This is a genomic window from Wenxinia marina DSM 24838, from assembly GCF_000379485.1.
In the GTDB taxonomy this organism is placed as follows: Bacteria; Pseudomonadota; Alphaproteobacteria; order Rhodobacterales; family Rhodobacteraceae; genus Wenxinia; species Wenxinia marina.
Genome location: NZ_KB902283.1, coordinates 51,206 through 73,254 on the forward strand (window position 1 = coordinate 51,206; position 22,049 = coordinate 73,254).

A 22,049-nucleotide genomic window follows, 5' to 3' on the forward strand; every position below is an offset into this window, starting at 1 on the left:
CCGGCGACGCCCGCCGGATGAACCCGATCCCGCGCGCTCGCGTTGGCCCGCGAAGTTCCAAGGACGTCCCGATGCCCCGCCCGACCCTTCTCGCCCTCCTTCTCTGCCTCGTCGCCCCCGCCCTGCGGGCGCAGGACGATCCGCTCCGCGTCGGCGTGATCGAGGCGCCGCCGTTCGCGATGGCGAGCCGGGACGGGGCGTGGATGGGCATGGCGGTCGACATGTGGCGCGTCATCGCCGAGGGCGAGGGCTGGCCCTACGAACTGGTCCCGCTGGACCCGGCCGCCCTCGACGCCGCCCTCGCGGACGGTGGCGTCGATCTCGCCCTTCCCGTGCAGGCGACCCCCGCCCGCGAGGCGGCGTTCGACCTCTCCCTGCCGCTCTACACCGCGACCCTCGGCCTCGCCACGCCGCGCCAGGACCGCCTCCTTTCGGTGCTGGAAGGGTTCCTGTCCTGGCAGTTCCTGCGCCTCGTCCTCGGCCTGTCGATCCTGCTGCTGATCGTCGGCGCGGTGATCTGGGCGCTGGAGCGCCGCCGCAACGACGAGCAGTTCGCCAAGGGCCCGCTCCGCGGCCTCGGCGACGGGTTCTGGTGGGCCGGCGTGACGCTGACGACCATCGGCTACGGCGACAAGGCCCCGATCACGCTCCTCGGCCGGGCGGTCGCGATGCTGTGGATGCTGACCGGCCTCGCCGTCAGCGCCGCGCTCACCGCCGCCGTCGTCACGATGGCCGGCCTGCAGCGCGAGGCGGATGTGCCCGAGGACCTGCGGGACCGCACCGTCGCCGTGGTCGACGGCTCCTCCACCGCCACCTTCCTGCAGAACGAAGGCATCGAGACCCGCGCCCACGCCACGCTCGCCGAGGCGCTGGAGGCCGCCGAGGCGGGCCGGGCGGACGTCGCGGCCGGAACCGCGCCACTGGTCCGCCACGCTCTCGACGAGACGGGGGGCCTCACGCTGTCGGTCCGAACCACCAGTCTCGACCCGCAGATGATCTCGATCGCCCTGCCCGAGGGATCCGGCCTGGCCGAGCCGGTGAACGGGGCCATCCTCCGGCTCTTCGCCAGCGAGATCGGCTGGCGCCTGACGGACCGCTACACCGCCGAATGAGGTCCTGCACCGCAGGCCTCCCTCAGACGCGTCCCTCCCGGAACCGCGGTGCCGGCTCTGCGGCCCGCACTCGTCCGGGCCGCAGGGGCCCGCGGCCCCCCTTGCCTCGCCTCCGGCCGCTCTCTACCCTCCGCGCCACTCAACGAACGGTGCTTTCATGCTTATCGGCATACTCCAAGCCGGCCATGCGCCCGCGGGCCTGGTCCCCGGCGACGCGGGCTATTCCCGGCTCTTCCAGGACCTTCTGGCCGGCCACGACTTCACCTTCCGGACCTGGAACGTGGTGGACATGGAGTTCCCGGACGGCCCCGGCGACGCCGACGGCTGGCTGATCACCGGCAGCCGCCACGGCGCCTACGAGGACCTGCCGTTCATCGCCCCGCTCGAGGACCTGATCCGCGCAATCCGCGAGAACGGCCGCCCGCTGGTGGGAGTCTGCTTCGGCCACCAGATCATCGCCCAGGCCCTCGGCGGCATGGTCGAGAAGTACGCGGGCGGCTGGGCCGTCGGCCGGTCGGACTACAACTGGCAGGGCAGCCCGCTGGCGCTGAACGCCTGGCACCAGGACCAGGTGACGCGCCTGCCCGACGGCGCCACGCGCCTCGCCACCTCGACCTTCTGCGAGAACGCGGCGCTGGCCTACGGCGACACGATCTTCACCGTGCAGGCGCACCCCGAGTTCGACCGTGACCAGCTCGCCGCGCTGATCGAGACCCGGGGCGCCGCGGTGGAGCCGGACCGCCTCGACCGCGCCCGCGCGCTTCTGGACGAGCCGGTCGACAATGACCGCCTCGCCGCGATGATCGGCCGGTTCTTCCGCGAAGGCGTCGCGGCATGAGCTGGATGGACAAGATCCCCGAGGCGGCGCGCGCCTACCTCGAGACCAAGCGCCTGGACGAGGTGGAGTGCGTGATCGCCGACCTGCCGGGCATCGCCCGCGGCAAAGCGGTGCCGGCGGCGAAGTGGGACAAGCAGCAGCAGTTCCACCTGCCGAACTCGATCTTCTTCCAGACCATCACCGGCGACTGGGGCGAGGCGGCGGGCGAGGGCGGCTTCACCGAGCCGGACATGATCCTGCGCCCCGACCTCGACACCGCCTCCGCCGCCCCCTGGGCCGCGGACGGCACGCTGCAGGTGATCCACGACGCCTACGACCAGAAGGGCGTGCCCATCGGCTGCTCCCCCCGCAACGTGCTCAAGCGCGTCGTCGCGCTCTACGAGGCCGAGGGCTGGACGCCTGTGGTCGCGCCCGAGATGGAGTTCTACCTCGTCGGCCGCAACGTCGACCCGGCCAAGCCGATCGAGCCGATGATGGGCCGCACCGGCCGCCCCGCCGCCGCCCGTCAGGCCTACTCGATGACCGCCGTGGACGAATACGGCCCGGTCATCGACGACATCTACGAATTCGCCGAGATCCAGGGGATCGAGATCGACGGCATCACCCAGGAGGGCGGCGCCGGCCAGCTGGAGATCAACCTGCGGCACGGCGATCCGGTGAAGCTCGCCGACGAGATCTTCTACTTCAAGCGGCTGATCCGCGAGGCGGCGCTGAAGCACGACTGCTTCGCCACCTTCATGGCCAAGCCGATCGAGGGCGAGCCGGGCAGCGCGATGCACGTGCACCATTCGGTGACGGACAAGCGCGGGCACAACATCTTCACCGGCCCGCAGGGCGGCGAGACGGACGATTTCTTCCACTTCATCGGCGGCCTGCAGGAATACCTGCCGAGCGTGATCGCGGTGATCGCGCCTTACGTGAACTCCTACCGCCGCTACGTCCGCGACCACGCCGCGCCGATCAACCTCGAATGGGGCCGCGACAACCGCACGACGGGGCTGCGCGTCCCCGTCGCGCCGCCCGCCGCGCGGCGGGTGGAGAACCGCCTCGCCGGCATGGACTGCAACCCGTACCTGTGCATCGCCGCCTCCCTCGCCTGCGGCTATCTGGGGATGAAGCGCGAGATCTGGCCCGACAAGCGCTACCGCGGCGACGCCTACGAGGCCGAGGACGAGATCCCGCAGGGCCTGTACGCCGCGCTCGACCTTTTCGACGCGAACGCGGACATGCACACGGTGCTGGGCCCGGAATTCGCGCGCGTCTACTCGATCGTGAAACGGGCGGAGTACAACGAGTTCCTGCAGGTGATCTCGCCGTGGGAGCGGGAGCACCTGCTGCTGAACGTCTGAGGGCGGAGGCCGACGGTCCACCGTGGCTCCCGCCCCGAGGGCCCGACCCGGGCCTCGCGCGGCAGGGCGCTTCCATTGCAGGGAGGTCCGGGGTCAGGCCCGGGACGGGTGTATCTGTCGGCACCGACCCGCCTCGGGCTGCAGCGGAAACCGTGACCGGTAACTGCCCCTCACGTGATGGGGCCTGCCAGTCCCGAGCTCCCCGTTCCACCTGGAACAGCCGGCGCCGGCGACTCCGGCTCCCCTACCCGGACCACGCCTCCGTGTCCCTGTCCGGGTGCTGCCGGTTGGTCCGCGCGATCACGGCCACTCCTTCCGCGTCGTCCTCCTCCGACGTGATCCGCTCCACCCGTCCCAGTTGGTCGACCTGCGGCAGCCGGCTCTCGCAGCCAAGTTCGATGACCAGCGGGAAGGCCGCTGGATCGTCGAAGGCCCCGATTGCCAGGGACTGCCGCGCTCCGCTTCGCCTGCGGAAGTAGAGGTAGGTGCCGCAGCTTCCGCAGAAGCCGCGGTAGATGCCGTCCGAGCTTTCGAATTCGGCCGGGTCGCCGCGGGTCCAGCCGAGGTCCGCCCGCTCGACCGAGACATGCGCGGCAAACAGGCCGCCGGTCGCTTTCTGGCACATTCGGCAGTGGCAGACGTGGCCGTTCTGAAGCGTCTTCGTCACTTGAAAGCGGACGGCGCCACACTGGCAGCCGCCCGATCGGGTCGATCCGGTCATCGCGATCCTCGCGTATCCAAGCATGTCGAGAGATGAACGCATCGCCGGAGGGTCGGGGACCCCGCGTCCGACATCGAGACTGGCATCCGCAGGGCCGATTGGTCAAGAAGGTGGCGAGAGGAGACGCCGATGGACTTCGAGCCCGACACGTTCGGCCGGCTCTACGCCGGCAGCTACGATGACGGCCCGATGCCGCCGACGCTGGACGCGTCGGTCGACCTGATCTCGGACCTTGCCGGACCGGAAGCCCGCATCCTCGAGCTCGCCATCGGCACCGGCCGCGTGGCGCTGCCGTTGGCGGCGAAGGGGCACCGGATCGAGGGGATCGAGGGCTCCGCCGACATGGCCGCCCGCCTCGCGGCCAAGCCGGGCGGCGACGCGATTCCCGTCACCATCGGGGACATGGCCGACGTGGACCGCGACGGTCCGTTCACCTGCGTCTTCCTCGTCTTCAACACGATCTTCAACCTCACCTCGCAGGAGGCGCAGGTGCGTCTCTTCGCCAACGTCGCCGACCGGCTGGCCCCGGGCGGCACCTTCCTCGTCGAGACCTTCGTCCCCTCCTTCGACGGCTTCACCGAGAACCAGCGGATGAAGGTGCGCGGCGTGGCGATGGACAGCCTGTTCTTCGAGGCGGTGGAGCATGACCCGGTCGCCCAGCGCCTGCACTTCCAGCGGGCCCGGATCGAGGGGGGCGCCGTCCGCCTGTCGCCGCTGGTCATGCGCTACGCCCGTCCGCCCGAGCTCGACCTCATGGCGCGGATGGCGGGGCTGAGGCTGCGCGACCGCTGGGGCGGCTGGGCGCGCGAGCCGTTCACCGCGGCGAGCGCGATGCACGTGTCGGTCTGGGAGAAACCCTCATGAGGCGGGGTCCGGTGATCGGGTCCGTCCGCCGGATCGCAGGCGGGCGCACAGTCTCGATCGCCGGCGTCCCGGCTGCCGCGACCTGTCGCCCTGTCGCCCGCACCGGTCCCGAAAGACGGAGCCAATCGTGAACCCTCTCTACCGCAACGACCGGCCCGGCGCCTACCCGCCCTCCTGGTACGCCGCCAGCACCAACCTGCCGCCCGAGCGGCCGCCGCTGGAGGGCGACGCCCGCGCCGACCTGTGCGTCGTCGGCGCCGGCTATACCGGCCTCTGGGCCGCCCTGACCGCCGCCCGCGCCGGCCTCAAAGTGATCGTCCTCGACGCCCACCGCGCCGGCTTCGGCGCATCGGGGCGGAACGGCGGGCAGGTCGGCATGGGCTACAACAAGCCGCAGACCTGGCTGGAGGCGCGCCTCGGCGAGGGGACCGCCCGCGCCCTCTGGGACGCGGCCGAGGACGCCCGCGCGCAGCTGCGCCTGTTCTGCGAGCGCGAGGCGCCGGAGGCGGAGTGGCGCCCCGGCGTGGCCCACGGCGCCTACAGCGCGGCCGAGGCGCAGGAGGACGCCCGCGAGGCCGAGCATCTCGCGACGCGCTACGATTACGACAGGATCGAGGTCCACGACGCCGACGGATTTCGCGAGATCGTCCGGAGCCCGCTCTATCAGGGCGGCACGATCGACCGCGGCGCGGCACATATCCACCCCCTGCGCTACGCGCTCGCACTAGCCCGTGCGGCCGAGGCGGCGGGCGCGACCATTCACGAGCGGAGCGAGGTGACGCGGGTCGATACCGGCATTCCGGCCCGGGTGTCCACCGCCCGCGGCACGGTGACCGCGGACCACGTGATCGTCGCCGGCAACGGCTACCTGCCGAACCTCGCGCCGCCGGTGAACGCGCGGGTGATGCCGATCAATTCCTTCATCGCCGCGACCGAGCCGTTGCCCGACCGCTGGCACGAGGTCCTCGCCGAGGACATCGCCGTCGCGGATTCCAAGTTCGTGGTGAACTACTATCGCTTCTCCGAAGACCGCCGGTTCCTGTTCGGCGGACGCGAAAGCTACTCCCTCGGCTTTCCGGCCGACATCTCGACCGCGCTGGTGAAGCGGATGACGTCGCTCTTCCCGCAGCTCGACGGGGTGCGCGTCGATCATACCTGGGGCGGCACGCTGGGCATCACGATGACCCGCCTGCCCCACCTCGCCCGGCTGGGGGAGAACGTGATGTCCGGCGCCGGCTTCTCGGGCCACGGCGTGGCGCTGTCCGGGTTTGCCGGGCGGGTGATGGCCGAGGCAGTGCTCGGCCAGGCCGGGCGGTTCGACGTGATGGCGCAGCTGCCGGTGCCGCGGTTTCCGGGCGGCAGCGCGTTCCGGGCGCCGCTCCTGACGCTGGCGATGACGTGGTACGCCCTGCGGGACCGGCTGGGGATCTAGTCCGTCGCGGGACGACGGCCGACCGTGTCAGGCCGTCTCGGTGTCGATCGGCAGGACGGTCACGGACTTCACCCGCTCCAGCGCGAACTGCGAGACTTCGGGCGGGGCCCGCTGGAACGTGCTGGCCGCCTGGGCCTGGGCGCTGCGGCAGGAGGGCAGCAGTGAGGAGACGGCGCGCGCATATTTCGCCGAGTTCGTCGCCCACGTCCCCGTCCTCGACACCGGGGCCCGCGGCTCGACCACGACCTTCACGCAGCGCGGCGTCGGCGACGTCCTCGTGACGTGGGAGAACGAGGCGTTCCTCGCGCTGGCCGAGATGGGCGAGGACCAGTTCGACATCGTCGTCCCCTCGGTCCCGATCCTGACCGAGCCGCCGGTGGCGCTGGTCAAGGCGAACAGCGAGGGCGACGAGCAGCGGGCCGCCGCGGAGGCGTATCCGGCGCGGTGGAGGGGGTGGAGCGGCTAATCCAGTAGACCAAGCCGGCGACGGTCCGGCGGCTCTTGAACCGCCTGAGAGGTCAGGCGGCCGGCACGGGCGGTGCCCTCTGCGCGAAGGTGCGCCGGCGCCGCGCTCACCTCGGTCGACCTCGATGGCGAGAACGGCCGAGGGTCTGGCGCAACTGCGCGGGCGAGGAGCGTGGCGCCCCTAGAACACCATCTCGGCGTCTTCCGAATGATCCTCGTCCAAGTCGCCGAGGTCGAATTCCGCGTCTTCATCAAGTTCCAGGCTCGCCATGAGCGAGGAGCTGTCGTCCTCGAGTCCGTCCAGGGCGCCGGCACTGATCGCGTCGTCGTACGCCTCGATCAACGCGTCGCCGTCGGCGAACCCGCCCTCGGGGGCGTCGATGCGGAAGAGCTCATGCGGGCTCCCCCCCTCATCGATTTCGTAGAAGATGACGGATTCGAGGTTCGGGATGCTGTAATCCTCATCGTCCCCGAATTCGCTCTCGTACAGGGACACGTAGTTCTCGAACGTCGCGTCCTGACCGTCCGGCAGATCCTCTGCCCGGAGGAAGACGCCGTTGTCGATCCCGCCGTTCTCTCCGATGTCGACGCCGAAGCCGACCTTGTCGAAGGTCGGCTCGTCGGGCTCCTCGGGCTCCTCGGGCTCGTCGCTGACGTCCTTGATGGAGCCCTCGGGCGTCGTGGTCGACGTCGCCCGGATCCCGAAGACGTCGATGTCGTCGAGGCTGTCGATGTTCAGGTCGACCGTCAGGTGCTCGCCGCTGGACAGGTAGGTCTCCTTGTCCGCGCCCTCGGGCCCGAGCCCGGGATCGCTGAGCTTGACCGCGTCGTCCCACTGCACGTTCTCGCCGTCGAGCTTGGCGCCGTTCATGTTCAGCGGACCCTTCAGGCCCGCACTGGTCCCGGAGAAGTCGTCGTCGCCGTAGTAGATGGCGTTCACGTCCATCGCGCCTTCCAGGACGGCGATGTCCGCCAGGAAGTGGCCGGGATTGTCGGGATCCTCGTAGACGGTGACCGTATAGGACAGGCCCTGCTGCTCATACGTGAAGATCTTGGACATCTGGCTTCCTCCGATACCGGCCGGCGGTGTCGCCAATTCGGCCCCGCACAGCGCACCCCCCTTGGACCGCGCCCCCCCGGGTCACGATCCAGCCATAAACATGTCGGAGTCCTGACCCCGGGGAAAGAAGAAACGCGCCGGTCGTTCGGAACTCAGCGTTTCCCCGAACGAAACGCCCGATCGCCGTCGGCGGGCCGGTGGCGGCGCGGCATTGCCGAGACCGGAGCGCTCTGCCACTCTCGCCACGGTTTTTCCGCAGCGCCTCCGGGGCGGCATGTCGTTCACCATCAAGCAGGCCCGCTACTTCGTCGGCGTCGCCGAGTACGGCACCGTGAGCCGCGCGGCGGCGGAGCTGTCGATCTCGCAGAGCGCTGTGACCGAGGCGCTGAAGGACCTCGAGGCCCGGCTGGGCGTCCGGCTGATGGAGCGGCGGCACCGCGGAATGGAGCTGACCTACCACGGGCACGTCTTCCTGCGGCACGCCAAGGCGATCCTGACCGAGGCGGCGAACGCCGAAATGACCCTCTCGGGCCGGGACAACGTCGGGACCGGGACCCTGGCGCTCGGCGTGACCTCGATGACGTCGGGCTACGTCCTCAGCGACCTGCTGTCCCGCTTCCGCCGCGCCCAGCCGGGGGTGGAGGTGACGGCGGTCGAGGATACCGGCGAATATCTCGAGCACCTGCTGATCGGCGGCGAGCTGGACCTCGCCCTGATGGTCGTGCCCGCCGCGCAGGACCGGCAGGGGCTGCATACCGAGATCCTCGCCGTCTCGCCCTACCGGCTGTGGCTGCCGCTCGGCCATCCGCTGACGCAGAAGGAAAGCATTGCCTTGCAGGACCTCGTGGGCGAGCCGCACATCGTCCTCGACATCGACGAGATGCGGGCCGAGGCGCTGCGCCTGATGTCCAGCTTCGCGGACAAGCCGCGGGTGGCGTTCCGCACGCGATCGGTCGAGGCGGTGCGCTCGCTGTGCGCCAGCGGCGCCGGGATCGCCCTGCTGCCCGACCTGATCTACCGGCCCTGGTCGCTGGAGGGCGACCGGATCGAGAGCCGGGACGTCTCGGGCACGCTGCCGGTGGTGCAGGTCGGGCTGGTCTGGCGGCGGGGCGCGCGGATCACTCCCTCGGCCCGGGCCTTCCTCGCCATGGCGCAGAGCTTCCATGCGCCGCGGCTTCGTTGATATCGGAAACACCGATAACACCCTGCCGATTATTGAAATGGCCAAGGACGGGTGACGCAGCGGAGACTGCCCGGAGCGCAACCTGATCCGGGGGACCTTCCATGACGCACCGACTGACGTTCGCCACGGCCACCGCGGCCGCGGCCCTGCTGACCGCCCAGACCGCCGCCGCCCAGATGACCGAACTCGGCGAGGGCGAGGGCGCCGTCTCCATCGTCGCCTGGCCGGGCTACATCGAGCGGGGCGAGACCGATCCGAACTTCGACTGGGTGACCGGCTTCGAGGAGGCGACCGGCTGCATGGTCGAGATCAAGACCGCCAACACCTCGGACGAGATGGTGGCGCTGATGAACGAGGGCGGCTTCGACCTCGTCACCGCCTCCGGCGACGCCTCCCTGCGGATGATCGCGGGCGACCGGGTGCAGCCGATCAACACCGACCTCATCCCCAGCTGGTCCAGTGTCGACGACCGACTGAAGGACGCGCCGTGGCACACGGTCGACGGCGTGCATTACGGTGTGCCCTACATGTGGGGCCCGAACGTGCTGCTCTACAACACCGAGGTGTTCGGCGACCAGGCCCCCACCTCGTGGAACGTGGTGTTCGAGCCGATGGACCTGCCGGACGGCCAGCCGAACCAGGGCCGGGTGCAGGCCTACGACGGGCCGATCCACATCGCCGACGCCGCGCTCTACCTGATGACGCATCAGCCCGACCTCGGCATCGTCTCGCCCTACGAGCTGAACCAGGAGCAGTACGACGCCGCGCTCGACCTGCTGCGCACCCAGCGCACGCTGGTCAGCCGCTACTGGCACGACGCCTTCATCCAGATCGACGACTTCAAGAACGAGGGCATGGCGGCCTCGGGCTCCTGGCCGTTCCAGGTCAACCTGCTGCTGGCCGACGGCGTGCCGGTCGCCTCCACCATTCCCGAAGAGGGCGTGACCGGCTGGGCCGACACCACGATGCTGCATGCCGAGGCCGAACATCCGAACTGCGCCTACATGTGGATGGAGCACACGCTCAGCTCCAACCTGATGTCCGACCTGTCGGTCTGGTTCGGCGCCAACCCCGCCGTGCTGGCCGCCTGCACCGACGGCAGCGGAATGCAGACCGCCGAGGGCTGCACCGCCAACGGCCTCGACGATTTCGACCGGGTGCGGTTCTGGACCACGCCGGTCAGCGACTGCGAGAGCCAGAACGGCGAGTGCGTGCCCTACTACCGCTGGGTGTCGGACTATATCGGGGTTATCGGTGGCCGCTGAGCCGGCCGTCGCCTTCCGCTCGGTCGCCCGGCACTACGGGCCGGTCCGGGCGGTGGACGACCTCACGCTCGACATCGGGGAGGGCGAGTTCTTCGCCCTCCTCGGCCCCTCGGGGTCCGGCAAGACGACGTGCCTGCGGCTGATCGCGGGCTTTGAGAGGCCGACCACGGGCACCATCGCGCTGTTCGGGAAGGACGCGACGGGCCTGCCCCCCTACCGGCGCCCGGTGAACACGGTCTTTCAGGACTATGCGCTGTTTCCGCATCTCAGCGTCGAGGACAACGTGGCCTACGGCCTGATGATCGCGGGCGAAGGCCGCGCCGCGCGGCGCCGCAAGGCGGGCGAGGCGCTGGAGATGGTCGCCCTCGGCGGCTACGGGATGCGCAAGCCGGCGGAGTTGTCGGGCGGCCAGCGGCAGCGCGTGGCGCTGGCCCGCGCGCTGGTGCTGCAGCCGCAGGTCCTGCTGCTGGACGAGCCGCTGGGCGCGCTCGACCTCAAGTTGCGCGAACAGATGCAGGGGGAGCTGAAGGCGCTGCAGCGCCGGCTCGGGATCACCTTCGTCTTCGTCACCCACGACCAGGGCGAGGCGCTGTCGATGTCCGACCGCATCGCCGTCTTCGACAAGGGCCGGGTGCAGCAGGTGGGCAGCCCGGAGGCCGTGTACGACCGCCCCGAGACGCCCTTCGTCGCCGATTTCGTCGGCGCCTCGAACGTGCTGCCGGCGGCGATGGTCGCCCGCCTCACCGGCCGCGCCGCGCCGGGAAGCCTGCGGCCGGAGGCGATCCGCCTCGGGACCGGCGAGATGCGGGCCCGCGTCACCGAGCGCGCCTTCCTCGGCTCCGCCACGCGGGTGGAGCTCGACGCGGACGGGACGGAGCTGACCGCGCTGGTGCCCAAGGGGCACGCGGTGCCGGAGGTCGGCGAGGAGGTGCGCCTCGGCTGGGATCCCGCGGCGCTGCACGTGATGGAGGGGGCGCATGGCTGAGGCCCGCGCCTCGGACCTGTTCTGGCGGCGGCCCCGGCTGCTGCTGGCGCTGCTGCTCGCGCCACCGCTCCTGTGGCTGGGCATCGTCTATCTCGGCTCGCTCTTCGCGCTGCTGGCGCAGAGCTTCTTCTCGATCGACGAGTTCTCGGGGTTGGTGACCTACGAGCTGACGCTCAAGACCTATGGCGAGCTGTTCCGCGCCTCGAACCTCGACATCATCGTCCGCACGATCCTGATGTCCGCCGCCGTCACGGTCGCCGCGGCCATCGTCGCCTTCCCCATCGCCTACTACGCCGCCCGCTATGCGCGGGGGCCGTGGAAGGCGGTGTTCTACCTCGGGATCATGCTGCCTCTGTGGTCGAGCTACCTGGTCAAGGTCTACTCGTGGAAGCTGATCCTCGCCAAGGAGGGCATCCTCGGCTGGATCTTCGCCAAGCTGCACCTGACCTGGCTGCTTGACGCCTGGCTCGCCCTCCCCGGCGTCGGCGGCAAATCCCTGTCGGTCAGCTGGACCGGCACGTTCCTCGTCTTCCTCTACGTCTGGCTGCCCTACATGATCCTGCCGGTGCAGGCCGCGCTGGAGCGGGTGCCGCCCTCGATGCTGGAGGCGAGCGCCGACCTCGGCGCCCGGCCGGGCCAGACGCTGCGCTCGGTGATCCTGCCGCTGGCGCTGCCGGGAATCGTCGCGGGGTCGATCTTCACCTTCTCGCTGACGATGGGCGACTACATCATCCCGCAGATCGTCGGCACCTCGGCGCGGATGATCGGACAGGCGGTCTACCAGTTCCAGGGGACGGCCGGGAACATCCCGCTGGCCGCCGCCTTCGCGGTCGTGCCGATCCTCGTCATGGCGGTCTACCTTACGGTCGCGCGGCGGATGGGGGCGTTCGATGCGCTGTAGGGTCGTCGGATGCGCAGAGGGCTGCCCCCGGCCGCGGGTGGGGGTGAAGCCCCCGCCCGGGGGGGCGGTCGGGGGCTGCCCGGCGTGCCGCCGGGCGGACCGGTCGCTTGGGTGCGCGGAGGGCCGTCATGCGCTCTGAGGCAACTCTGGGGCTGAAGATCGCGGCTGTGGCGGGGCTGCTGTTCCTGCACCTGCCGATCCTGCTGATCTTCGTCTACGCCTTCACCACCGAGGACCGGTCGTACCAGTGGCCGCCGCCGGGCCTGACGCTGCAATGGTTCGGCGTGACCTGGAACCGGCCCGACGTGTGGGAGGCGCTGGGCCTGTCGCTGCGGGTCGCCGCCGTGTCGACGCTGATCGCGCTGGTCCTCGGGACGCTCTGCGCCGCGGCGGTGGCGCGGTCCCGCTTCTTCGGGCGCGAGGCGGTCTCGCTCCTGGTGATCCTGCCGATCGCCCTGCCCGGCATCATCACCGGCATCTCGCTGCGCTCGGCCTTCAGCCTCGCCGACATCCCGTTCAGCTTCTGGACCATCGTCCTCGGCCACGCGACCTTCTGCATCGTCGTGGTCTACAACAACGCCGTGGCGCGGTTCCGGCGCACCTCGGGCAGCCTGATCGAGGCGTCGATGGACCTCGGCGCGACCTACTTCCAGACGTTCCGGCACGTGATCCTGCCGAACATCGCCACCGCCCTGCTGGCCGGCGGGATGCTCGCCTTCGCGCTGTCCTTCGACGAGGTGATCGTGACCACCTTCACCGCCGGGCAGCAGCAGACCCTGCCGATCTGGATGCTGGAGGAGCTGGTCCGCCCGCGCCAGCGGCCGGTGACCAACGTGGTCGCGATGGTCGTCGTGCTGGTGACGTTCCTGCCGATCCTCGGCGCCTACTACCTGACCCGCGGCACCGAGACGGTGGCCGGCCAGGGCAAGTGACCTTCAACGGGAGTGAGCAAGATGCAGACGGACATGCTGATCGGCGGCGCCTTCGAGGCCGGGACGGAGCGCGAGGAGACCGTCCTCAACCCGCGCACCGGCGAGACGATCCTCAAGATGCCCGAGGCCAGCACCGACCAGATCGACCGGGCGGTCCGCGCCGCGCGCGCCGCCTTTCCCGGCTGGTCGCGCACCACACCGGGCGAGCGGTCGGCCAAGCTGCTGGCCATCGCCGACGCGGTGGAGGCGAACGCCGAGGAGCTGGCCCGGCTGGAGGCGCTGAACTGCGGCAAGCCGCTGGGCGCGGTGTCCGGTGACGAGATCCCGGCCATCGCCGACTGCTTCCGGTTCTTCGCGGGCGCGGTGCGCAACATGCACGGCCCCGTCGCGGGGGAGTACCTCGAGGGCCACACCAGCATGATCCGCCGCGACCCGATCGGCGTCGTCGCCTCGATCGCGCCATGGAACTACCCGTTGATGATGATGACGTGGAAGCTGGCCCCCGCGCTGGCCGGTGGCAACACCGTGGTGCTGAAACCCAGCGAGCAGACGCCGCTGACGTCGCTGGCCTTCGCCCGGATCCTGGCCGACATCCTGCCCGAGGGCGTCGTCAACGTGATCGTCGGCCAGGGCGGCAGCGTCGGCGACGCGCTGGTGAATCATCCGGGCGTCGACATGATCTCGATCACCGGGGACGTGGCGACCGGCAAGAAGATCCTCGGCGCCGCGTCCAAGGGGGTGAAGCGCACGCACCTGGAACTGGGCGGCAAGGCTCCGGTCATCGTCTACGGCGACGCCGACCTCGCCCGCACGGTCGAGGGGCTGAAGGCGTTCAGCTTCTACAATGCCGGGCAGGACTGCACCGCGGCCTCCCGCGTCTACGCCCATGCCAGCATCTACGACAATTTCGTCGCTGACCTGACGGCCGCCGCCGGCAGCATCGTCTACGACCAGTCCGACGACGGCGCCAACGAGATCCCGCCGCTGATCTCGCCCCGTCAGCGCGACCGCGTCGCCAGCTTCGTCGAGCGGGCGGCCGAGCTGAAGCACATCGAGATCACGACCGGTGGCGCCCCGGCCGGGGGGTCGGGCTTCTACTACACGCCGACCGTCGTGGCCGGCGCGCATCAGGCGGACGAGATCGTGCAGCGCGAGGTGTTCGGCCCCGTCGTCAGCGTGACCCGCTTCACCGACGACGATGCCGTCATCGACTGGGCCAACGACTCGCCCTACGGCCTCGCCTCGTCGGTCTGGACGCAGGACATCGGCAAGGCGATGGCGGCCACCGCCGCGCTGCAATACGGCTGCACCTGGGTGAACACGCACTTCATGCTGGTGAACGAGATGCCCCACGGCGGGCTGAAGCAGTCCGGCTACGGCAAGGACATGTCGATCTACGCGCTCGAGGACTACACCGCCGTCCGCCACGTCATGATCGCGCATTGATCCCCGAGGCCCGGCGCCACGCCGCCGAGAACGCCGCGGGACGTATTCGCCCCGCGGCCCGTCAGCTCAGGACGATCACGGTCCTGTCGTCGAAGAACTCCGACGAGGTCGATCCCTTGACCGTCGCGAACCGGCCGACCTTGTGGGGGTCCTCGGTCTCCGCCCTGTCGAAAGCCGCCTCCCACGCGGCGGCGGATACGTCCGCCGGCAGGTCAGGATAGCCGTCGGTGAAGATCTCGATGCTGCGGACCCGGTCCTTCGGCCGACGCAGGTCGGTGAAGTCGCCGCGGACCGGCGCCGTTCCGTTCAGCGTGTCGAAGCCCAGCGGACTGCGCGGGTCGTTTCCGAGGACGTACTGCGTCTTGATCCCGCCCCGCAGGAACCGTTCGACCACGTCCGGAGCGCCTTGCAAGCCCGTCTGCTCGACCGTCGAGGCGATGATGCGCCGGGCGTCGTCCTCGCCGAGGACGCCCTCTGCGACGGCGAGGTCGAGGCCGAGGAGGATCGCCCGGCGGGCCGCGCTCTCCACCTCGTCCGCGTCCCGCTGCGCCGTCGCCAGCTGATGGAACACCGCGACGCGGGCCCGGGTCGAGACGGCGTCGATCGGCTTCTCGTAGCGGATCACCTCGTCCCCGTTGATCCGGATGCCGGTGTCGCCGAGACCTATGAACCGCCAGTCGGCGCCGCAGTCCAGCGCGACGGCCAGCGTGGTCGAGGGCGGGATCGGCAGGCCGAGCGGCGCGCAACGCCGTGCCAGCGCCTCGGTCACGCGGCCGAGGATGTCCTGCACCGGCAGCTCGCGGGCGGCGGGGTCGGCGGCAAGCTCCGCCATCGCCGCGGCCGCGGTCAGGGCGGCGAGGCGACCGGCGCCAACCCCGTCCACGACGGTGCCGCGGGGATCCGTCGCCCCGTCGAACACGCCGAACACCGCCCCCGGCATCACCAGCGGCACGTCGTCGCCCACGCGGACGCCGTCGCGGTACTTCGAGACGCTCAGGACCTCGATCCTCATGGCGCGCCTCAGACGAAGGCCGAGTCGCGGTTGTCCGCGAAACGGAACACCGCGTAGACGCAGACGCCCGTGCAAAGCAGCAGCACGGTCGACAGCGCCGCCGCGATCCCGAACTCGCCGTCGAGCACCGCGAGGTAGATGCGGACCGGCATGGTGATCGTGCCGCTGTCGTAGATGATGAGGGTGGAGGACAGCTCGTTGATCGCGGTGATGAAGCTCATCAGCGAGCCGACGACGAGGCCGGGCACGATCAGCGGGATCGTCACCTTGAGGAACGCCTTCAGCGGCGGTGCGCCGAGGTTCACGGCCGCCTCCTCGAGGCTCGGCTTGATCTGCCGCAGGCTGGAGGTGGTGGAGCGGACGCCATAGGGCAGACGCCGGATGAAATAGATCAGGATCAGCAGGCCCGCCGTGCCGATCAGGTTGAACGATCCGGACCGGAAGGTGGTGACGAAGCCGATCGCCATCACCACGCCCGGCACGAGGTAGGGCACCATCATCAGGAAGTCGATCGACCCCGCCGCCGCGGTCTCGCGCCGGACGATGACGTAGGAGACCAGCGCCGAGACGGCGGTGATCAGGACCACGGCCGCGAAGGCGAAGAGGAAGCTGTTGGCGATGGCGGTCGGCGCGTCGTCGAGGATGCGGCGATAGCTTTCCAGCCCGAAGCCGCCGGTGAAGACGGGCCCGTTCGTGTCGAGGAACGAGGTGTAGACGACGACGATGGTCGGCAGCATCGCGATCAGCACGACGCCGTGGCAGAACAGATGCATGGCCACGTTCCGCCAGCCGGTCAGCCTTACCTTCACCGGCAGGTTCGTCAGCGACGAGGCGTAGCGCCGGCGGGCGAGGATGCGCCGCTGCGCCACCAGCGCCAGCATCGAGATCGCCATCATGATGATCGAGATCGTGACTGCCATCGTCGGCAGCCCGCCGAGCTCGGACCTGTAGGCGGCGTAGGCGATGGTCGACAGCGTCCGGAAGCCGCGGCCGAGGATCGCCGGCGTTCCGAAATCGGCGATGGACAGGACGAAGCAGATGATCGCGCCCGTCGAGATCGCCGGGAAGACCAGCGGCAGCGTGATCTTGCGGAACCGCTGCCAGGGCGTGCAGCCGAGGTTCTCGGCCGCGTCCTCGAAGCTCTTGCTCACCGCGTTCAGCGCCGTCTGCGTCATCAGGAAGACGAAGGGGAAGAACTTCAGCGTGAAGACGAGGATGATGCCGTGGGCGCCGTAGATCGTCGGAATGGAGATCCCAAGCGCCTCGAAGAAGTTGGTGATGAACCCGTTCGAGCCCAGCATCATGATCCAGGCATAGGCCCCGATGAAGGGCGGCGCGACGAGGACGAGGATCGCGAGGGTCGAGATCCAGGTGCGGCCGCGGACGTGGAAGCGTGCGGTGAAGAAGGCGAGCGGGATGCCGAGGAGGCTGGCGCCGAGCGTGCCCATCACGCCGACGAACAGCGTGTTCTTGAACCCGTTCAGGTAGTAGTTCCGCGTGAACGCCTCGACGTAGTTGCCGAAGGTGAAGCCACCCGTGTCGGCGTCCACGAAGGACAGCATCAGCACGCGCAGGATCGGCAGGATCAGCAGGATCGCCAGCAGGACGAGGACGAGGCCGGTGACGACCGTCCAGAAGTCGAGGCGGGAGCGCAGCGGGCGGGCGGTCATGCGACGCGCCGGCCGGAGGCGCCTGCCTCGAAGAACAGCAGGTCCGAGCGCGGCGCGCGGAACGTGACCTCGCTGCCCGGGTGAAGGTCCACGATCGCCGGGTCGGGACGGGCCACGGCCTTCAGCTCCTCCCCTCCCTCGGTGGTGCCGAAGACCTCCATCTCGCGGCCGACGAAGCTGACCTCGCGCAGCCGCGCGGGAACGGCGAGGCCGCCGGCGTCCGCCTCGTCCCGGCCGGCGGTCACGCGCAGCGCCTCGGGCCGGACCGCGGCGACCACGTCGCCCGAGGTGCCCGCCAGTTCGCCCGACAGGTCGACGCCGCCGGACGCGAGCGCGGCGGAGGCGCCGGTCCGCGTCACGGCGAGGAAGTTGTTGGCGCCCACGAACGAGGCCACGAAGCGGTTCGCCGGCTCCATGTAGATCTCCAGCGGGCTGGAGGCCTGCTGGATCACCCCGCCATGCATGACGCAGACCGTGTCGGACATGGCCAGCGCCTCCTCCTGGTCATGGGTGACGTAGATCGTGGTGATCCCCAGCTCGCGCTGGATGCGCCGCAGCTCGGCCCTGAGATCCACGCGCAGCTTGGCGTCGAGGTTGGACAGCGGCTCGTCCATCAAGAGGACCTTGGGCTCGATGACGATGGCGCGGGCGAGGCCGACGCGCTGCTGCTGGCCGCCGGACAGCTCGTGCGGCATCCGGTCGATGAACTGGCTCAGCTGGACGGTCTTCAGCACCGCCTCGACCCGCCGCGCGATCTCGGCCGAGGCGACCTTGCGCTGCCTCAGGCCGAACGCGACGTTGTCGCGCACGCTGAGGTGCGGGAAGATCGCGTAATCCTGGAACACCATGCCGACGTCGCGGCGGTAGGCCGGCAGATCCTCGATCGGCGAACCCGCCACCTCGATGCTGCCCGCGTCCTGCCGGTGGAAGCCCGCGATGGTCCGCAGCAGCGTGGTCTTGCCGCAGCCCGAGGGGCCGAGCAGCGTGTAGAACGACCCCGACGGGATCGAGATGTTGATGTCGGACAGGGCCACCACGTCTCCGTAGAGCTTCCGCAGGGCGGTGATTTCGACCGAGGACATGGGGCGGGCCTGCTCGTTTCTTAGAGAGTGAGCCGGGCGGGCGATGACCCGCCCGGCCGGGGGCGTCACTGGACGTCGAGGACCATGTCGGACCACATCTCGACCAGCCGCTCGCGGTTGTCCGCGGCCCAGGCGGCGTCGTAGCCGACCGAGTTCACCTCGGCGAGCGGCACCAGCGCGGGGTTCGACTCAACGTCGGACCGGACGGGCCGGCGGCCCTGCTCGGCCACCACCTGCTGCGCCTCGGCCGACAGCATGAAGTCGATGAACGCCTTGCCGCCGTCCGCGTTCGGCGCGCCGGCGACCAGCGCCATCGCATCGGGGGCGATCGCCGTGCCCTCGGAGGGGTAGACGATCTCCACCGGACCGCCGCCCTCGACATAGCGCAGGGCCGCATCCTCGAGCGTCACGCCGATCGCCAGTTCGCCGTCGTTGACGAAGCGCGGCACCGCGCCCGAGCTTTCGGACAGGACGAAGTTGCCGAGCATGTCGCGGTAGATCTCCAGCCCCTCCTCCTCGCTGCCGAAGGCCTGCAGGACGGTGGCGAACTGGATGTAGGCCGAGCCGGACGCGTCGGCGCGCGCGGACGAGATCATGTCGTCGTACTGCGGATCGGCCAGCGCCGCCCAGCTGTCCGGCACCGGCAGGTCGCCGAGCTGGTCGGGGTTCACGATGAACGCCATGACGACGGCGGTGAACGGCGTCCACAGATCGCTCTGCCGCATGCCGTCGGCAAGCGCGTCGGAGCCCGCCGCCTCGTACGCCTCGAACAGGTCGGGGTTGAAGTCGATGACGGTGCCGTCGACGCTCCACAGGACGTCGGCCTGCGGGCTGCCGGCCTCGGCCGTGAGGCGGTTCAGCAGCTCGCCGGAGCCGGCCTTGATGATCTCGACGTCGTTGCCGGTCGTCTCCTCGAACATCGGCACGAGCGCGTCGATGAAGTTCTCGGGGACGGCAGTGTAGACCGTGACGGTCTCGGCCAGCGCGCCGGACGCGACAGCGGCGAGGGCGGAGCCGAGCAGGGCGGATTTCAGGTTCATTGCAGACCTCCCGTTGGGTGTTCCGCGGGTGGGCCCCGCGTGTCCGTCGGACGCATCAGGCTGCGTCCGGATTAAATTGCATTCCAGAACAAAAGACGAGTCAACAGGTTTTCCCAACTTTCCGCGGGCAACCGGGACGGCTAGAACGTTCTCCCATGGACGGATCGCCCCCCCATTCGAGCCTGACGTACAACGGTCGCCGCATCATCTCGGCGATCCGGACCCATGGCCCGCAATCGCGCGCCGACCTCGCCCGCCGGCTCGACATCAAGCCATCGACGGTGACGCGCCTGACCGGTCCGATGGTGGCCGAGGGGCTCCTGACCGAGGCGCCGGACCCCAGTCGCGAAGGGCGCAAGGGCTACCCGGCGCGCCTCCTCAGCATCGACCCCCGGGGCGTCTGCACCGCCGGCGTCTACATCGACCCCGACCGGATCATGACCTGCATCGCCGATCTCGCCGGCGACGCGCTGGCGGTGGAGGAGACGCCGGTTCCCGACCGCAGCTTCGAGGCCCTCATGACCGAGGCCGGCGCCAGCGTCGCGCGCCTGATGGAGCGGACCGGCATCGACCCCCGCCGGATGGCGGGCTGCGGGGTCAGCTATCCCGGCCAGTACAGCGGCGACCCGACCCGCGTCGCCCGCATCCGCCAGTTCCGCGACTGGCCGGAGGTCAACGTCGAGCGGGACCTGTCGCCCTGGTTCGGGATGCCGGTCCGGCACATGAACGACGCCAAGGCCGCCTGCATGGCCGAACTCTACCACGGCGCCTGCCGGGGCCTCAGCAACTTCTGCCACGTCTGGCTGTCCTACGGCATCGGCGGGGCGGCCATCGTGGACCAGCAGCCCTACCTCGGCCGCAACGCCCTCGCTGCCGAGTGGGGCGGGCTGTTCCCCAAGTCGCGGCCGCGCCCCTCGGGGCAGGACCTTCTCGACGTGCTCGCGGCGGAGGGGATCGTTCTCGACCGGCTGAGCGACCTGCGGGACGATCATCTCGAGCTGCCCGTGGTCCGCGGCTGGGAGGAACGTGCGGCGGACCAGCTGCAATGGCTGTGCCTTGTCATCGCGCGGACCTTCGCCCCCGAGGCGATCGTCATCGGCGGCACGCTCCATCCGCGCCTGATGGACGGCCTCATCCAGGCCGTCCGCGCGGCCGAGCCCCTGGGCGAGGACTACTTCGTCGCGCCCCCCGCGATCCTGAAGGCCGAGCAGGACGGCCTGCCCCAGCTCGGCGCCGCGGCCCTGCCGATCCACGAGATCTTCAATCCATCGACCTATCCCGGCGCCGTCAGCAAGCTGCGCTGACCACGGTGCCGTGTCGCCCGGTTCGCCCGACACGAACGAGGGCCGGCTCCTGCCTCGGAGGGTGGAGCGACACCGCATCTCCTGAGCCCACCCACATTGATCCATCCCGTTGATCGGATCGGGCGGCGCAGGTAGTCTCGCGCCATGCAGGTCCCCGTCAGATCCTCCGGCGACACCGCGCCGTTCGAGTCGCGCCACCGCAACCTCACGATGGTGTTCGAGGCGATCCGGCGGCAGCCGAACCGGTCCCGCAAGGAGATCGGCGGCGAGATGCCCTTCAGCCTTCAGTCGATGACGAACATCGCGCACGAACTGCTCGACATGGGGCTGATCGAAGAGGTCGCCCGCACGAACGATCGCGGGCGGGGCAATCCGCACCGCGATCTTCGCATCGTCCCCGGGCGGGGCCACGCGCTCGGCGTGCAGTTCCGGTGGAACGCCTGCCTCTGGGCCCTGGTCGACCTGTCGTTCGGCATCGTCGATCGAGGCTCCGTCGCGATCTCGTCGCCCGGCGGCGATGCGGGCGGCTATCTCGACGCGCTGCTCGACGCGATCGGCGGCGTGCTGGGGCGGCATCGCGACAAGGACGTCTGGGGGATCGGCCTGTCCGGCCCGCTGCCGATCGAGTTGCCGGGCATCCCGCCCCACGACCTGGGCGAGCCGGCCCAGGCGGACGCGCTGTGGTTCCGCTCGTTCTTCGAGAGGATCGGGATCCAGCGGATCCGCGCCCGGGTGTCGTCCGAGACGGGACTGCCGGTCATGACGCTCAACAACCCGCAATCGGCCGCGCTGATCGAGGCGCTGCACCTGCCCGCGGATGCACGGTTCGTGAACGTGCAGGCGGGCTTCGGCCTCGGCGCGTCGTTCGTGAATCGCGGGATTCTCAGCCGGGACGTCTGGCCGCATGGCGGCGAGATCGGCCATATCATCCTGGACGGCCGGACGCTGAACGCGGTCCTGTCGGCGGCCGGGGTGCGGCGTGCGCTGAGGCTCGACCTGCCGCAGGGCGACATGGAGACCGAGCTGGAGCGCCGGGTCGCCGAGCGGCCGCAGGATTTCCGGGCGTGGCTGGAAGAGGCGGCGCCGATCATGCGGTTCCTCGTCAACTTCATCGAGGCGGCGATCTGGCCCGACGGGATCGCGATCAGCGGGTTCCTGCCCGACCGGCTGATCGACCTCCTCATCGCCCACGCCCTGCCGCTGTCGGACTCGGTCGTCATGCGCGAGGGCGATCCGCGGCGGCGTCTGCCGCGGCTGTTCCGGGCGCGTGCCGGGGCGCCCGCCATTCCGGCCGGCGCGGCGGCGAGCATCCTCGGCTCGGCCAACAATCCCGACTTTCCGGCGATGCTTGCCGCGCGGCGCGTCATGGCGTGACCCCCTGCCCGGGG

General features: G+C 70.2%; 19 protein-coding genes and 1 pseudogene. 14 read left to right on the plus strand and 6 right to left on the minus strand.

The window, feature by feature from the left end; all coding sequences use genetic code 11:
* Positions 1-71: 71 nt before the first annotated feature.
* From A37W_RS21145 to A37W_RS0107065, 3 genes are all read left to right on the plus strand, one after another.
* A complete protein-coding gene (locus A37W_RS21145) occupies positions 72-1,112 on the plus strand; it encodes an ion channel (RefSeq protein ID WP_018302325.1) in 1,041 nt (346 codons plus the stop codon).
* A 157-nt stretch (positions 1,113-1,269) separates the two neighbouring features.
* Positions 1,270-1,950: a type 1 glutamine amidotransferase gene (locus tag A37W_RS0107060; protein WP_018302326.1), complete on the plus strand. Its 681-nt coding sequence runs from the start codon at positions 1,270-1,272 to the stop codon at positions 1,948-1,950.
* Positions 1,947-3,299 (plus strand): glutamine synthetase family protein, encoded by a 1,353-nt coding sequence (locus tag A37W_RS0107065; protein ID WP_018302327.1) that lies wholly within the window; start codon positions 1,947-1,949, stop codon positions 3,297-3,299. The genes A37W_RS0107060 and A37W_RS0107065 overlap by 4 nt, the downstream gene beginning before the upstream one ends.
* Before the next feature lie 244 nt (positions 3,300-3,543).
* Here A37W_RS0107065 and A37W_RS0107070 read toward each other — a convergent pair whose 3' ends face one another.
* Positions 3,544-4,062 carry a GFA family protein gene (locus A37W_RS0107070; RefSeq protein WP_367834163.1) on the minus strand — a complete coding sequence of 173 codons (519 nt, stop codon included), beginning with the start codon at positions 4,060-4,062 and terminating at the stop codon, positions 3,544-3,546.
* Positions 4,063-4,149: 87 nt separating this feature from the next.
* Here A37W_RS0107070 and A37W_RS0107075 point away from each other — a divergent pair, with 87 nt between their 5' ends.
* The 3 genes and pseudogenes from A37W_RS0107075 to A37W_RS21150 form a co-directional block, all read left to right on the plus strand.
* Entirely contained in the window at positions 4,150-4,884 is a 735-nt protein-coding gene (locus A37W_RS0107075; protein ID WP_018302329.1) for a class I SAM-dependent methyltransferase, read from the plus strand.
* A 127-nt stretch (positions 4,885-5,011) separates the two neighbouring features.
* Complete coding sequence (locus A37W_RS0107080) at positions 5,012-6,316, plus strand: NAD(P)/FAD-dependent oxidoreductase (RefSeq protein WP_018302330.1); 1,305 nt, start codon at positions 5,012-5,014, stop codon at positions 6,314-6,316.
* A gap of 85 nt (positions 6,317-6,401) precedes the next feature.
* Positions 6,402-6,752, plus strand: a pseudogene (locus tag A37W_RS21150) (sulfate transporter subunit); the annotation flags it as partial.
* 210 nt (positions 6,753-6,962) lie between these two features.
* On the opposite strand, the gene A37W_RS0107090 reads toward A37W_RS21150, so the two are convergent.
* Complete coding sequence (locus A37W_RS0107090; protein ID WP_018302332.1) at positions 6,963-7,841, minus strand: hypothetical protein; 879 nt, start codon at positions 7,839-7,841, stop codon at positions 6,963-6,965.
* A 274-nt stretch (positions 7,842-8,115) separates the two neighbouring features.
* Here A37W_RS0107090 and A37W_RS0107095 point away from each other — a divergent pair, with 274 nt between their 5' ends.
* The 6 genes from A37W_RS0107095 (at position 8,116) to A37W_RS0107120 (ending at position 14,553) form a co-directional block, all read left to right on the plus strand.
* Positions 8,116-9,024 carry a LysR family transcriptional regulator gene (locus tag A37W_RS0107095; RefSeq protein ID WP_018302333.1) on the plus strand — a complete coding sequence of 303 codons (909 nt, stop codon included), beginning with the start codon at positions 8,116-8,118 and terminating at the stop codon, positions 9,022-9,024.
* 101 nt (positions 9,025-9,125) lie between these two features.
* Positions 9,126-10,289 (plus strand): ABC transporter substrate-binding protein, encoded by a 1,164-nt coding sequence (locus A37W_RS0107100; protein ID WP_018302334.1) that lies wholly within the window; start codon positions 9,126-9,128, stop codon positions 10,287-10,289.
* A complete protein-coding gene (locus tag A37W_RS0107105) occupies positions 10,279-11,274 on the plus strand; it encodes an ABC transporter ATP-binding protein (protein WP_018302335.1) in 996 nt (331 codons plus the stop codon). Before A37W_RS0107100 ends, A37W_RS0107105 begins: the two co-directional genes overlap by 11 nt.
* Positions 11,267-12,175 carry an ABC transporter permease gene (locus A37W_RS0107110; RefSeq protein WP_018302336.1) on the plus strand — a complete coding sequence of 303 codons (909 nt, stop codon included), beginning with the start codon at positions 11,267-11,269 and terminating at the stop codon, positions 12,173-12,175. The genes A37W_RS0107105 and A37W_RS0107110 overlap by 8 nt, the downstream gene beginning before the upstream one ends.
* Positions 12,176-12,303: 128 nt before the next feature.
* The gene (locus tag A37W_RS0107115) at positions 12,304-13,107 is read left to right on the plus strand and encodes an ABC transporter permease (RefSeq protein WP_026198342.1); all 804 of its coding nucleotides are present in this window, start codon (positions 12,304-12,306) and stop codon (positions 13,105-13,107) included.
* A gap of 21 nt (positions 13,108-13,128) precedes the next feature.
* The gene (locus tag A37W_RS0107120) at positions 13,129-14,553 is read left to right on the plus strand and encodes a gamma-aminobutyraldehyde dehydrogenase (protein ID WP_018302338.1); all 1,425 of its coding nucleotides are present in this window, start codon (positions 13,129-13,131) and stop codon (positions 14,551-14,553) included.
* Between the two features lie 61 nt (positions 14,554-14,614).
* On the opposite strand, the gene A37W_RS0107125 is transcribed toward A37W_RS0107120, so the two are convergent.
* The 4 genes from A37W_RS0107125 to A37W_RS0107140 all read right to left on the minus strand — a co-directional run bounded on the left by A37W_RS0107125 (position 14,615) and on the right by A37W_RS0107140 (position 19,357).
* Positions 14,615-15,565, minus strand: a complete 951-nt coding sequence (locus A37W_RS0107125) for a hypothetical protein (protein WP_018302339.1) — start codon at positions 15,563-15,565, stop codon at positions 14,615-14,617.
* Positions 15,566-15,573: 8 nt separating this feature from the next.
* The gene (locus A37W_RS0107130; protein WP_018302340.1) at positions 15,574-17,235 is read right to left on the minus strand and encodes an ABC transporter permease; all 1,662 of its coding nucleotides are present in this window, start codon (positions 17,233-17,235) and stop codon (positions 15,574-15,576) included.
* Positions 17,232-18,317 (minus strand): ABC transporter ATP-binding protein, encoded by a 1,086-nt coding sequence (locus A37W_RS0107135; protein ID WP_018302341.1) that lies wholly within the window; start codon positions 18,315-18,317, stop codon positions 17,232-17,234. Before A37W_RS0107135 ends, A37W_RS0107130 begins: the two co-directional genes overlap by 4 nt.
* 65 nt (positions 18,318-18,382) lie before the next feature.
* A complete protein-coding gene (locus A37W_RS0107140; protein ID WP_018302342.1) occupies positions 18,383-19,357 on the minus strand; it encodes an extracellular solute-binding protein in 975 nt (324 codons plus the stop codon).
* Between the two features lie 155 nt (positions 19,358-19,512).
* Between A37W_RS0107140 and A37W_RS0107145 the strand changes: the two genes are divergently transcribed.
* Complete coding sequence (locus A37W_RS0107145) at positions 19,513-20,661, plus strand: ROK family transcriptional regulator (protein ID WP_018302343.1); 1,149 nt, start codon at positions 19,513-19,515, stop codon at positions 20,659-20,661.
* Positions 20,662-20,805: 144 nt separating this feature from the next.
* A complete protein-coding gene (locus A37W_RS0107150; protein ID WP_018302344.1) occupies positions 20,806-22,035 on the plus strand; it encodes a hypothetical protein in 1,230 nt (409 codons plus the stop codon).
* Positions 22,036-22,049: the final 14 nt, after the last annotated feature.

Excerpts from the sequence above, each read along its gene's own strand:
- A37W_RS21145 (WP_018302325.1), top strand. The coding sequence starts at position 72 with ATGCCCCGCCCGACCCTTCTCGCCCTCCTTCTCTGCCTCGTCGCCCCC.
- A37W_RS0107060 (WP_018302326.1), top strand. The coding sequence starts at position 1,270 with ATGCTTATCGGCATACTCCAAGCCGGCCATGCGCCCGCGGGCCTGGTC.
- A37W_RS0107065 (WP_018302327.1), top strand. The coding sequence starts at position 1,947 with ATGAGCTGGATGGACAAGATCCCCGAGGCGGCGCGCGCCTACCTCGAG.
- A37W_RS0107070 (WP_367834163.1), bottom strand. The coding sequence starts at position 4,062 with ATGCGTTCATCTCTCGACATGCTTGGATACGCGAGGATCGCGATGACC.
- A37W_RS0107075 (WP_018302329.1), top strand. The coding sequence starts at position 4,150 with ATGGACTTCGAGCCCGACACGTTCGGCCGGCTCTACGCCGGCAGCTAC.
- A37W_RS0107090 (WP_018302332.1), bottom strand. The coding sequence starts at position 7,841 with ATGTCCAAGATCTTCACGTATGAGCAGCAGGGCCTGTCCTATACGGTC.
- A37W_RS0107095 (WP_018302333.1), top strand. The coding sequence starts at position 8,116 with ATGTCGTTCACCATCAAGCAGGCCCGCTACTTCGTCGGCGTCGCCGAG.
- A37W_RS0107100 (WP_018302334.1), top strand. The coding sequence starts at position 9,126 with ATGACGCACCGACTGACGTTCGCCACGGCCACCGCGGCCGCGGCCCTG.
- A37W_RS0107110 (WP_018302336.1), top strand. The coding sequence starts at position 11,267 with ATGGCTGAGGCCCGCGCCTCGGACCTGTTCTGGCGGCGGCCCCGGCTG.
- A37W_RS0107115 (WP_026198342.1), top strand. The coding sequence starts at position 12,304 with ATGCGCTCTGAGGCAACTCTGGGGCTGAAGATCGCGGCTGTGGCGGGG.
- A37W_RS0107120 (WP_018302338.1), top strand. The coding sequence starts at position 13,129 with ATGCAGACGGACATGCTGATCGGCGGCGCCTTCGAGGCCGGGACGGAG.
- A37W_RS0107125 (WP_018302339.1), bottom strand. The coding sequence starts at position 15,565 with ATGAGGATCGAGGTCCTGAGCGTCTCGAAGTACCGCGACGGCGTCCGC.
- A37W_RS0107130 (WP_018302340.1), bottom strand. The coding sequence starts at position 17,235 with ATGACCGCCCGCCCGCTGCGCTCCCGCCTCGACTTCTGGACGGTCGTC.
- A37W_RS0107135 (WP_018302341.1), bottom strand. The coding sequence starts at position 18,317 with ATGTCCTCGGTCGAAATCACCGCCCTGCGGAAGCTCTACGGAGACGTG.
- A37W_RS0107140 (WP_018302342.1), bottom strand. The coding sequence starts at position 19,357 with ATGAACCTGAAATCCGCCCTGCTCGGCTCCGCCCTCGCCGCTGTCGCG.
- A37W_RS0107145 (WP_018302343.1), top strand. The coding sequence starts at position 19,513 with ATGGACGGATCGCCCCCCCATTCGAGCCTGACGTACAACGGTCGCCGC.
- A37W_RS0107150 (WP_018302344.1), top strand. The coding sequence starts at position 20,806 with ATGCAGGTCCCCGTCAGATCCTCCGGCGACACCGCGCCGTTCGAGTCG.